Here is a 12,387-nt window from a genome sequence, read left to right as displayed (position 1 = left end):
CCCGTGCAACGGCTCGGCGGCCCAGTCGTTCCAACTGATCCAGCAGCCCTGCCCCCACCCGCCCCGCCCTCCGGCCGCTCCGGCGCACGGGTACGGAGCCCTGCCGCTCGTTGACATGAGTGGCAAGGCCTCACCCACGCGGCGGAGCGGCCGGGTCGCCGAGAGATCCGACCGGCCGTCCGCCCCGCTGCTCCTGGACCCCGTCACCGCCCGCGCCGGCGGTCCGCTCACCCCGTGCGGAAGCTTTCCGGTGGGCCCAGGTAGGTCGGGCGCAGGCCGCCCGTGTCGATGATCAGGCGTTGGAGGATCACCGTCGGGTCCACCATCCAGAAGACCAGGCGGTGGCGGCCCGGTCTGGGCAGGATGTGCTGGGTCGCCGTGCGGTTGATGTTGTCCGACGTGTTGCGGGCCCACTGCGGGTTCATCAGTCCGTCGTCCGCGCCCGTCGCCGCGATGATGTCGACCGTACGCGGCACCTCGTCGTCGAAGGAGACCGCGTACCGGAGCCCGGCCACCGGCAGGGCCGGGTTGCGGGGCGAGACGTACGCCCAGACCGTGACGGGACCGGACGCCAGCAGGCTCAGCTCGTACTCCAGCCGGGGCGAGCCCCCGCCCCGCCTCGGGGTGCGGCTCGCGGCGGTGACCGGGAAGGGTGTCATGCCCGCGCCCGTACGACCGATGCCCTCGACGCGCTGCCAGCGGACGCCGTCGGCCCCCACCGCACGGCTGAAGTGCTCCGCGTCGATGGCCACATGGCCGCCCGCCTCCACGAAGCCGTTGACGCCCGCGAGTCCGTCGAGACCCGGCACCCGCCGGTGGTCGACGACCGCGGTGACCGGGACCGCCGTGCCCTCCGGCCCGTACACGACGATCTCCGCCTCGGTCCTGCCGCGCGGCGCCCGTGACCAGTCCACCCGCAGCTCGGCCCGTATCTGCTGATCGACCCGGCCCCGCGGGCGGTCCACGGTGATCCACGGCACGGACGGCTCGATGCGGTAGCCGAAGGGGCTGAGGCCCCGGTTGAAGACCTCGATGTACGGGTCGGGGCCGGTACGGTACGGGCTGAACTCGGGCAGCACCGCCCGGCTCCCCGCCCCCGGCCACCACTCCTCCGAGCCGTCCACCGCCACGCCCAGCCGCGCCGCGTCCGGCAGTTCGATGCGTCTGACGGCCGGGAACAGTTCGTCGGGCAGGGCGACATTGTCCAGCTCGGGCTGCTGCCAGGGCGCGTTCGGACCGTACCGCTCGATGTCCCCGTACCCGATGTGCGGCTGGGTCTGGAAACCGCGCCACTTGCCGCCCGCGATCCGGTTGTTGAAACGTTCGGCCAGGGCGAAGTCCTCGGCGAGCCCGGCCTCGGCGGCGGCCGCGCGGTCGTCGGTGGCGGCGCGGCCCTGCCGGGCGTAGAGGAGATTGGTGAACTCGGCCTCACGCAGAACGTACACATTGGCGGTGGCCTGGACCGCGTACCCCACCAGTTCGTACCACGCATCCTGGTCCGCCGCCGGCAGCCGCCGGGCGATCCGGTCGGCGTCCCTGGCGAGTTGCCGCCACTCCTCCGTGACCCGCTCCAGCTCGCGGTGGGCGGAGAGCGAGAACGGGGTGGCCTGGTCGTCATAGACCACCGCCGACGAGTCGGTTGCCGGGTCCTTCGCCGGGTCCAGGGTGATCCTGCGGTTGAGCAGCTCGGGCTTGCGGCGGGACTGGAGCCGGCCGTACGCGGCGAGTACGGAGGCGATCGCGGCGGCCTGCGCCTCGCCGAAGTTCTGCCGCGCGTACCGCCGTTCCCACTCGGGCAGGTCCGCGAGCGTCCAGCGGTCCGGGTTCCAGGCGTAGTCGAGGAAGAACTGGGTCGGCAGCTCATTGCCCTTGAGATCACCCACATTGGTGACCCACAGCCGGTTGTTGCCGTACGCGACGGCCTGGTGGAGCTGGTCCCACATGTTCGGCAGGGAGGTGGTGTCGACCCACTTGTAGTTGCGGCCGAGGCCGACGTAGTCGAAGTGGTAGTAGAGGCCGTAGCCGCCGCTGCGGGCGGGCTCGGCCGGGTCGGGGTGCTTGCGGATATTGCCCCAGTTGTCGTCGGTGAGGACGACGGTGACATCGTCGGGCGCGCGCAGTCCGCGGTCCCAGTAGTGCTGGACCTCCTTGTAGAGGGTCCACACCTGCGGTACGGAGGCGGGGGCGGTACGGGAAGCTCCTTCGGTGCGGTCGGTACGGTCGGTACGGGAGGCTCCTTCCGTACGGGAGGCCCCCGCGGCGGCCCGCTCCCCCAGGACCTCCGCCAGGATCTGCCGCTGCGCCGCGATGATCTCCCGCATCAGCTCGATGCCGTCGCCGTCCGGCAGGCTCGTATCGCCGTTGCCGCGCATACCGAGCGTGACCACGCCCTCGAAGTCCTGGTCGGCCATGCGCCGGATCCCCTCGGCCCAGTACGCCTTGATCGCCTCGGCGTTGCGGAGGAAGGACCATTCGCCGGTGCCGCCGTACGGATCGTGCCCGGGGGTGACGATCGCGCCGTCGCTGTCGCGTACGGCGGGCACGGCATGGCGGTTCCACTCCTCGATGCCCCGCATCATCGGAGCCTCGTGGGATGTGCCCATGACAATCCCATACTCCTTGGCGCGGGCATGGTTCAGCGGATCGTCCTCGGCGAAGGCGCGCCCCCAGACCGCGGGCCAGAGGTAGTTCGCCTTCAGGCGCAGCATGACCTCGAAGACCTTGGCGTAGAAACCGGCGTTGAAACCGCCGGGGTGGCCCTCGGCCTTGCCGGGGCCGAAGTAGGCCGGGGCCCAGGTGCCGAGCGCCGGGTTCTCGTCGTTGATGAAGATCCCGCGGTACTTCACGGCGGGCGTGCCCTGGGTGTGGCGGCCCGGCAGGGCGTAGAGGGCCTCGCGCCGGACCGGCCGTACATCGTCCCACCAGTACCAGGGCGAGACGCCGATCCCGAGGGACACGTCGTACACCCCGAAGACCGTGCCGCGCTGGTCGCTGCCGGCCACGACGAACGCGCGGTCCACGCCCGGCAGCGGATCCTCGACCACGGTCTGGAGTGAGGTCTCCCAGGCGCCCTCGATCCCGCCGACATCGAGCTTTCCGGCGGCGATCAGGCCGTCGACCAGCGGGGAGCGCCCGATCGTACCGACGAGGGTGATCTCGCGGTGGCCCCGTGGAACCCCGCGCCTGGCGAGTCCGGGGCGTACTCCGGTGACCCGCTCGATATCGTCCCGCAGATCGCCCACCGCACGGACCACCCCGGGGTGGTCGTCGGCGCTGACCACGAGCGGTGCCGCGTGCCCGGACCGTACGAGCGGGAAGGCACCGGTCCGCGGGGTGAGGGAGATGTATGCGCCCGGGTCCGTGGGCCGGGCGCCTCCGTCTCCGGAGGCGGCCACCGCGGCCGGGGCGGCGAGGCCCGTCGTACCGAGACCGACCGCCGCCCCCGCGCCGATCCCGATCCCGGTGCCGAGAACGGCTCTGCGGCTGGGCTCGCGAGGGACCGCGCTCTCCATGGCACCCATGAATCTCCTCCAGTCGCTGGCACCCTTTGGTGAGTTCTTTGCATACTGGATCGGAGAATTCCCCGAAACAATGGGCGTGCACAACCGAAAGTTTTTCGAAGCCCGAAGCCCAAAGCCCGCCCGGAGCCCGAAGCCGTAAACGCCGAAGCCCGCCCCGAAGCCCCGAGTCCGCGGTCCGGCACCGGAGCCGCGCCCGGCACGACAAAGGCCCCGCACCACCGTCCTCATCAGGACGGAATGCGGGGCCCTCGCGGACCAGGTCGGTGTACTACTTGTTGATCTTGGTGACCTGGCCGGCGCCGACGGTCCGGCCACCCTCACGGATGGCGAACTTGAGGCCTTCCTCCATGGCGACCGGCTGGATCAGCTCGACCGTCATGACGGTGTTGTCGCCCGGCATGACCATCTCGGTGCCCTCGGGGAGGGTCACGACGCCGGTCACGTCCGTGGTACGGAAGTAGAACTGCGGGCGGTAGTTGTTGAAGAACGGGGTGTGACGGCCACCCTCGTCCTTCGACAGGATGTAGGCCTGGGCCTCGAAGCTGGTGTGCGGCGTGACCGAACCCGGCTTGATGATGACCTGGCCGCGCTCGACGTCCTCACGCTTGATACCACGCAGGAGCAGACCGACGTTCTCACCGGCCTGGCCCTCGTCGAGCAGCTTGCGGAACATCTCGATACCGGTGACCGTGGTGGTGGTCTTCTCGGTCTTGATACCGACGATGTCGACGGTCTCGTTGACCTTGAGGACACCACGCTCGATACGGCCGGTGACGACGGTGCCACGACCGGTGATCGTGAAGACGTCCTCGATCGGCATCAGGAACGGCTTGTCGACGTCACGCTCGGGCTGCGGGATCGCCTCGTCGACGGCGGCCATCAGGTCGAGGACCGTCTGGCCCCACTCCTTGTCGCCCTCGAGCGCCTTGAGCGCCGAGACCTTGACGACCGGCAGGTCGTCGCCCGGGAACTCGTACTCGGAGAGAAGCTCACGGACCTCGAGCTCGACGAGCTCCATGATCTCCTCGTCGTCCACCATGTCGGCCTTGTTCAGGGCGACAACGATGTACGGCACGCCGACCTGGCGGGCCAGGAGCACGTGCTCCTTGGTCTGCGGCATCGGGCCGTCGGTGGCGGCCACCACGAGGATGGCGCCGTCCATCTGCGCCGCACCCGTGATCATGTTCTTGATGTAGTCCGCGTGACCGGGGCAGTCGACGTGCGCGTAGTGACGCGACTCGGTCTGGTACTCGACGTGCGCGATGGAGATGGTGATACCGCGCTGGCGCTCCTCAGGAGCCTTGTCGATCTGGTCGAAGGCCGAGGCCTCGTTCAGGTCCGGGTACGCGTCATGCAGCACCTTGGTAATGGCGGCCGTGAGGGTCGTCTTACCGTGGTCGATGTGACCGATGGTGCCGATGTTGACGTGCGGCTTAGTCCGCTCGAACTTCGCCTTCGCCACTGGGGTCCTCCTGTGGAGTGGTTCTGTACGCCTTACTCATCGGCGCCAGGTGATCTTTGCTGGGATGCCGGGGCCCGGGGCGTTTCCTCCGTACGCGGTGGAAACACCCCAGGGCTTGCCGGTGACAAGCCTAAAGCGTGAACTCGGGAGAGTTACTCGCCCTTGGCCTTCGCGATGATCTCCTCGGCGACGTTCCGCGGAACCTCGGCGTAGGAGTCGAACTGCATCGAGTAGCTTGCGCGACCCGAGGTCTTGCTGCGGAGGTCTCCGACATAGCCGAACATCTCCGAGAGCGGCACCAGGCCCTTGATGACCCGGGCGCCGGCCCGCTCCTCCATGGCCTGGATCTGGCCACGGCGGGAGTTGATGTCGCCGATGACATCGCCCATGTAGTCCTCGGGCGTGGTGACCTCGACGGCCATCATCGGCTCCAGGAGCACGGGGGACGCCTTGCGGGCACCCTCCTTGAACGCCTGCGAACCGGCGATCTTGAACGCCAGCTCGGAGGAGTCGACCTCGTGGTACGCACCGTCGAGCAGCGTGATACGTACGCCGGTCATCTCATAACCGGCCAGGATGCCGAACTGCATGGCTTCCTGCGCGCCCGCGTCCACCGAAGGGATGTACTCCTTGGGGATACGGCCACCGGTGACCTTGTTCACGAACTCGTACGAGGCGTCGCCGCCCTCGATCGGCTCGATCGAGATCTGCACCTTGGCGAACTGGCCTGTGCCACCGGTCTGCTTCTTGTGGGTGTAGTCCACCCGCTCGACGGCCTTGCGGATCGTCTCACGGTAGGCGACCTGCGGCTTGCCGACGTTCGCCTCGACGCGGAACTCGCGCTTCATGCGGTCGACCAGGACTTCGAGGTGAAGCTCGCCCATACCGCCGATGACGGTCTGGCCGGTCTCCTCGTTGGTGTGCACCTGGAAGGAGGGGTCCTCCTCCGCGAGCCGCTGGATGGCGACACCCAGCTTCTCCTGGTCACCCTTGGACTTGGGCTCGATCGCGACCTCGATGACCGGCGCCGGGAAGTCCATGGACTCCAGGATCACCGGGTTCTTCTCGTCGCAGAGCGTCTCACCGGTGGTGGTCTGCTTCAGGCCCATCACGGCGACGATGTCACCGGCGCCCACGGCCTCGATCTCCTCACGCTTGTTCGCGTGCATGCGGTAGATCTTGCCGATGCGCTCCTTGCGGCCCTTGACGGAGTTCAGCACGGCGGTGCCGGACTCCAGGCGGCCGGAGTACACCCGGACGAAGGTGAGCTTGCCGAGGTGCGGGTCGCTCATAATCTTGAACGCCAGCGCGGCGAGCGGCTCGTCTTCGGACGGCTTGCGGCGCACGATCTCCTCCGCGTCCTTGACGTCGTGGCCCTCGATGGCCTCGACGTCCAGGGGGGAGGGCAGGTAGCGCACCACGGCGTCGAGCAGGGGCTGAACGCCCTTGTTCTTGAACGCCGTTCCGCAGAAGACCGGAGTGACGGTGGTCCCGTCGCCCTTGCCCGACGCGATCGTGATACGGCGGATCGCCGCGTAGAGCTGCTCCACGGTGGGCTCGATGCCCTCCAGGTACAGCTCCATCAGCTCGTCGTCGTTCTCGGAGACGACCTCGAGCAGCTTGCCGCGCCACTCCTCGGCCGCCTCGGTGTGCGTGGCCGGGATGTCGACGACGTCGTACATCTCGCCCTTGGCGGCCTCGGCGGACCAGACGAGGGCCTTCATCGTCACGAGGTCGACGACGCCCTTGAAGTCCATCTCGGCACCGATCGGAAGCTGCATGACGATCGGGGTCGCGCCGAGGCGGTCCGAGATCATGTCGACGCAGCGGTGGAACTCCGCGCCGGTCCGGTCGAGCTTGTTGACGAAGCAGATACGGGGCACGCCGTAACGGTCGGCCTGGCGCCATACCGTCTCGGACTGGGGCTCCACACCCGCCACACCGTCGAACACGGTGACCGCGCCGTCGAGGACGCGGAGCGAACGCTCCACCTCGACCGTGAAGTCCACGTGCCCGGGGGTGTCAATGATGTTGATGGTGTGGTCGACGTCCTCGAGCGGCCAGTGGCAGGTGGTCGCGGCGGACGTGATCGTGATGCCGCGCTCCTGCTCCTGCTCCATCCAGTCCATCGTGGCAGCGCCGTCGTGGACCTCACCGATCTTGTAGCTCACACCGGTGTAGAACAGGATGCGCTCGGTGGTCGTCGTCTTGCCCGCGTCGATGTGGGCCATGATCCCGATGTTGCGGACCTTGGCCAGGTCAAGCGAAGTGGTGGCCATGAGGCTCAATCTTCTCTCGGTCTCGATGGGGGTAGCGACTACCAGCGGTAGTGCGCGAAGGCCTTGTTGGACTCGGCCATCTTGTGCGTGTCCTCACGCTTCTTGACCGAGGCGCCGAGACCGTTGGAAGCGTCGAGCAGCTCGTTCATGAGGCGTTCGGTCATGGTCTTCTCGCGACGGGCGCGGGAGTACCCGACGACCCAGCGGAGTGCGAGGGTGGCGGCGCGACCGGGCTTGACCTCGATCGGCACCTGGTAGGTGGCGCCACCGACACGGCGGGACTTGACCTCGAGCGTGGGCTTGACGTTCTCAAGCGCGCGCTTCAGCGTGATGACCGGGTCGTTGCCGGTCTTCTCGCGGAGACCCTCCATGGCGCCGTACACGATCCGCTCGGCGGTGGAACGCTTGCCGTTGAGCAGGATCTTGTTGATCAGCGAGGTGACAAGAGGAGAGCCGTAGACCGGGTCGATGATGACCGGGCGCTTCGGGGCGGGGCCCTTACGAGGCATTCTTACTTCTCCTTCTTGGCGCCGTAGCGGCTGCGGGCCTGCTTGCGGTTCTTGACACCCTGGGTGTCGAGGGAACCACGGATGATCTTGTAACGAACACCAGGCAGGTCCTTCACACGGCCACCTCGCACGAGCACGATGGAGTGCTCCTGAAGGTTGTGTCCCTCACCCGGAATGTAGGCCGTGACCTCGATACCGGAGGTCAGACGCACACGCGCGACCTTCCGGAGGGCCGAGTTCGGCTTCTTCGGGGTGGTCGTGAACACACGCGTGCAGACGCCCCGGCGCTGCGGGGAACCCTCGAGCGCGGGCGTCTTGTTCTTCTCGACCTTGTCCTGCCGGCCCTTGCGGACCAGCTGCTGGATCGTAGGCACTACTTCTCCGGTTTCTGTGTGCCGTCAGTACAACTAACCTGGAACGACTCCGACCCACGCGGTCGGGTGTGTCGAATGCTGCATGACCCCGCCGCAAGCGAGGAAAGCGCAGATTACGGTGGCCGATACTCGAACTCGCCATGCGGCTGAAGACACGCACAGGAGCCCAGGCACACCCCAGGCACAAGGTCTGAGCGTACCTACCTCATCGACTCCGGTCAAAACAAATGCCCTGGACCAGACACGCCGTACGCACCCCGCATGCCGGAGGGCGGCCGCCCCGCGAGGGATGGCCGCCCTCCAGTACTCTCACGCCTTACTGGTTGTACGGACCGTAGTCGTAGTCCTCCAGCGGGACGGCCTGGCCGGAGCCGGTGCCGAACGGTGAGTAGTCGATGTCGTCGTAGCCGACGGCCGAGTACATCGCGGCCTTGGCCTCCTCGGTCGGCTCGACCCGGATGTTGCGGTAGCGGGACAGACCCGTACCGGCCGGGATGAGCTTACCGATGATGACGTTCTCCTTGAGACCGATCAGGGAGTCCGACTTGGCGTTGATCGCCGCGTCGGTGAGGACCCTGGTCGTCTCCTGGAAGGACGCCGCCGACAGCCACGACTCGGTGGCCAGCGAGGCCTTGGTGATACCCATGAGCTGCGGACGGCCGGAGGCCGGGTGGCCGCCTTCCGTCACCACTCGGCGGTTCTCGGTCTCGAACTTCGAGCGCTCCACCAGCTCGCCCGGCAGCAGCTCCGCGTCGCCGGACTCGATGATCGTCACCCGGCGCAGCATCTGCCGGATGATGATCTCGATGTGCTTGTCGTGGATCGACACACCCTGCGAGTTGTAGACCTTCTGGACCTCGCCGACCAGGTGGACCTGGACCGCGCGCTGACCGAGGATCCGCAGCACGTCGTGCGGGTTGGTGGCACCGACGGTGAGCTTCTGGCCCACCTCGACATGGTCGCCCTCCTCCACCAGCAGACGGGCGCGCTTCGAGATCGGGTACGCCGTCTCGTCGCTGCCGTCGTCCGGGGTGACGACCAGCTTCTTGGTCTTCTCCGTCTCCTCGATACGGACGCGGCCGGCCGCCTCCGAGATCGGGGCGACACCCTTGGGCGTACGGGCCTCGAACAGCTCGACCACACGGGGCAGACCCTGGGTGATGTCGTCACCGGCCACACCACCGGTGTGGAAGGTACGCATCGTGAGCTGGGTGCCGGGCTCACCGATGGACTGGGCGGCGATGATGCCGACCGCCTCACCGATGTCGACCAGCTTGCCGGTGGCCAGCGAACGGCCGTAGCAGAAGGCACAGGTGCCGACCGCGGACTCACAGGTCAGGACCGAGCGGGTCTTGACCTCCTCGACCCCGGCGTTCACCAGCGCGTCGATCAGGACATCGCCCAGGTCGACATTGGCCGGCGCGATGACCTTGCCGTCGATGACGACGTCCTCGGCGAGCATCCGCGCGTACACGGACGTCTCGACGTCCTCCGTCTTGCGGAGGACCCCGTCGGCGCCCTTGACCGCGATCTTCAGCTTGAGGCCGCGGTCGGTGCCGCAGTCCTCCTCGCGGATGATCACGTCCTGCGAGACGTCCACCAGACGACGGGTCAGGTAACCCGAGTCGGCGGTACGCAGGGCGGTGTCGGCCAGACCCTTACGGGCACCGTGCGTGGAGATGAAGTACTCCAGTACGGACAGGCCTTCACGGAAGGACGCCTTGATGGGACGCGGGATCGTCTCGTTCTTGGCGTTGGACACCAGACCACGCATACCGGCGATCTGACGCATCTGCATCATGTTTCCGCGCGCGCCCGAGTTGACCATCATGAAGATGGGGTTGGTCTTCGGGAAGTTCGCGTTCATCGCCTCGGCGACCTCGTTGGTCGCCTTGGTCCAGATCGTGATCAGTTCCTGGGTGCGCTCCTGCTTGGTGATCAGACCGCGCTCGTACTGCTTCTGGACCTTCTCGTCCTGCGCCTCGTAACCCTGGACGATCGCCTTCTTCGCCTCGGGCACGACCACGTCGGAGATGGCCACGGTGACACCGGAACGGGTCGCCCAGAAGAAGCCCGCCGCCTTCAGGTTGTCGAGCGTCGCCGCCACGATGACCTTGGGGTAGCGCTCGGCCAGATCGTTGACGATCTCGGAGAGCTGCTTCTTGCCCACCGAGTAGTCGACGAACGGGTAGTCCTCGGGCAGCAGCTCGTTGAAGAGCGCGCGGCCCAGGGTCGTACGCAGCCGGAAGCTGTCGCCCTGCTGGTACGTCTCGGCGTCCTCGCCGTCCGCGGGCACCGGCGGGGTCCAGCCGCGCGGCGGGATGGTGCCCACCGGGAAGCGGATGTCGACCTTGGCCTGGAGCGACAGCTCACGGTTGTCGAACGCCATGGTGGCCTCGGCGCTGGAGCCGAAGGACCGGCCCTCGCCCTTGACCTCGCGCTCCTCCTCGTCCGTGGTGAGGAAGAAGAGACCGAGCACCATGTCCTGGGTGGGCATGGTGACCGGACGGCCGTCGGCCGGCTTGAGGATGTTGTTCGAGGACAGCATCAGGATGCGGGCCTCGGCCTGCGCCTCCGCGGAGAGCGGCAGGTGGACGGCCATCTGGTCACCGTCGAAGTCCGCGTTGAACGCGGTGCAGACGAGCGGGTGGATCTGGATGGCCTTGCCCTCGACGAGCTGCGGCTCGAAGGCCTGGATACCGAGGCGGTGCAGGGTCGGCGCGCGGTTCAGCAGCACCGGGTGCTCGGCGATGACCTCTTCGAGCACGTCGTACACGACCGTACGGCCGCGCTCCACCATGCGCTTCGCCGACTTGATGTTCTGCGCGTGGTTCAGGTCGACCAGACGCTTCATCACGAACGGCTTGAACAGCTCCAGCGCCATGGCCTTCGGCAGCCCGCACTGGTGCAGCTTGAGCTGCGGGCCGACGACGATCACGGAACGGGCCGAGTAGTCGACGCGCTTGCCCAGCAGGTTCTGGCGGAACCGGCCCTGCTTGCCCTTGAGCATGTCGCTCAGGGACTTCAGCGGGCGGTTGCCGGGACCGGTCACCGGACGGCCGCGGCGGCCGTTGTCGAACAGCGCGTCGACGGCTTCCTGGAGCATCCGCTTCTCGTTGTTCACGATGATCTCGGGGGCACCGAGGTCGAGAAGCCGCTTCAGGCGGTTGTTACGGTTGATCACCCTGCGGTACAGGTCGTTCAGGTCGGAGGTCGCGAAGCGGCCACCGTCGAGCTGCACCATCGGACGCAGGTCCGGCGGGATCACCGGGACGCAGTCCAGCACCATGCCCTTGGGGCTGTTGCTGGTCTGCAGAAACGCGGAGACGACCTTGAGGCGCTTGAGCGCGCGGGTCTTCTTCTGGCCCTTGCCGGTACGGATGATCTCGCGGAGGCGCTCGGCCTCCTCCTCCAGATCGAAGGACTCCAGGCGCTTCTGCAGCGCGGCGGCGCCCATCGAGCCGTCGAAGTACGTGCCGAAGCGGTCACGCAGCTCGCGGTAGAGCAGCTCGTCGCCCTCCAGGTCCTGGACCTTGAGGTTCTTGAAGCGGTTCCACACCTCGTCGAGACGGTCGATCTCGCGCTGCGCGCGGTCGCGGAGCTGCTTCATCTCGCGCTCGGCGCCCTCGCGCACCTTGCGGCGCACATCGGCCTTGGCGCCCTCGGACTCCAGCTCGGCCAGGTCGGTCTCGAGCTTCTTGGCGCGGGCTTCCAGGTCGGCGTCGCGGCGGTTCTCGACCTGCTGGCGCTCGACGGAGACATGCGCCTCCAGCGAGGGCAGGTCGCGCGTACGGCGCTCCTCGTCCACGAACGTGATCATGTACGCGGCGAAGTAGATGACCTTCTCCAGGTCCTTCGGCGCGAGGTCGAGCAGATACCCCAGGCGCGACGGGACGCCCTTGAAGTACCAGATGTGGGTGACGGGCGCGGCCAGCTCAATGTGGCCCATCCGCTCACGGCGCACCTTGGCGCGCGTGACCTCCACGCCACAGCGCTCACAGATGATGCCCTTGAAGCGGACACGCTTGTACTTGCCGCAGTAGCACTCCCAGTCCCGGGTGGGGCCGAAGATCTTCTCGCAGAAGAGTCCGTCCTTCTCGGGCTTGAGGGTGCGGTAGTTGATGGTCTCCGGCTTCTTCACTTCGCCGTGCGACCAGGTCCGGATGTCGTCCGCGGTGGCGAGGCCGATCCGCAGCTCGTCGAAGAAGTTGACGTCGAGCACTTGTCGTCAATCCCTCTTTC

General features: G+C 67.5%; 6 protein-coding genes. All 6 read right to left on the bottom strand.

Annotated features, from left to right (window positions below):
* Positions 1–227 precede the first annotated feature (227 nt).
* A complete protein-coding gene (locus WH07_RS23000; protein WP_046503248.1) occupies positions 228–3,512 on the bottom strand; it encodes a glycosyl hydrolase 115 family protein in 3,285 nt (1,094 codons plus the stop codon).
* A gap of 277 nt (positions 3,513–3,789) precedes the next feature.
* Complete coding sequence (gene tuf / locus WH07_RS22995) at positions 3,790–4,983, bottom strand: elongation factor Tu (RefSeq protein ID WP_046503245.1); 1,194 nt, start codon at positions 4,981–4,983, stop codon at positions 3,790–3,792.
* A gap of 152 nt (positions 4,984–5,135) precedes the next feature.
* Positions 5,136–7,262 carry an elongation factor G gene (gene fusA / locus WH07_RS22990; protein WP_046503243.1) on the bottom strand — a complete coding sequence of 709 codons (2,127 nt, stop codon included), beginning with the start codon at positions 7,260–7,262 and terminating at the stop codon, positions 5,136–5,138.
* 38 nt (positions 7,263–7,300) lie between these two features.
* Positions 7,301–7,771, bottom strand: coding sequence for a 30S ribosomal protein S7 (gene rpsG / locus WH07_RS22985; protein WP_030742163.1), 471 nt, complete (start codon positions 7,769–7,771; stop codon positions 7,301–7,303).
* Between the two features lie 2 nt (positions 7,772–7,773).
* Complete coding sequence (gene rpsL / locus WH07_RS22980; RefSeq protein WP_003948652.1) at positions 7,774–8,145, bottom strand: 30S ribosomal protein S12; 372 nt, start codon at positions 8,143–8,145, stop codon at positions 7,774–7,776.
* Between the two features lie 316 nt (positions 8,146–8,461).
* Positions 8,462–12,367 carry a DNA-directed RNA polymerase subunit beta' gene (locus WH07_RS22975; protein WP_046503218.1) on the bottom strand — a complete coding sequence of 1,302 codons (3,906 nt, stop codon included), beginning with the start codon at positions 12,365–12,367 and terminating at the stop codon, positions 8,462–8,464.
* Positions 12,368–12,387: the final 20 nt, after the last annotated feature.

The sequence above is a fragment of the Streptomyces odonnellii genome (genome assembly GCF_000981895.1).
Taxonomy (GTDB): domain Bacteria; phylum Actinomycetota; class Actinomycetes; order Streptomycetales; family Streptomycetaceae; genus Streptomyces; species Streptomyces odonnellii.
This window is presented reverse-complemented; position numbering and strand designations above follow the sequence as displayed.

Excerpts from the sequence above, each read along its gene's own strand:
- WH07_RS23000 (WP_046503248.1), bottom strand. The coding sequence starts at position 3,512 with ATGGAGAGCGCGGTCCCTCGCGAGCCCAGCCGCAGAGCCGTTCTCGGC.
- fusA (WP_046503243.1), bottom strand. The coding sequence starts at position 7,262 with ATGGCCACCACTTCGCTTGACCTGGCCAAGGTCCGCAACATCGGGATC.
- rpsG (WP_030742163.1), bottom strand. The coding sequence starts at position 7,771 with ATGCCTCGTAAGGGCCCCGCCCCGAAGCGCCCGGTCATCATCGACCCG.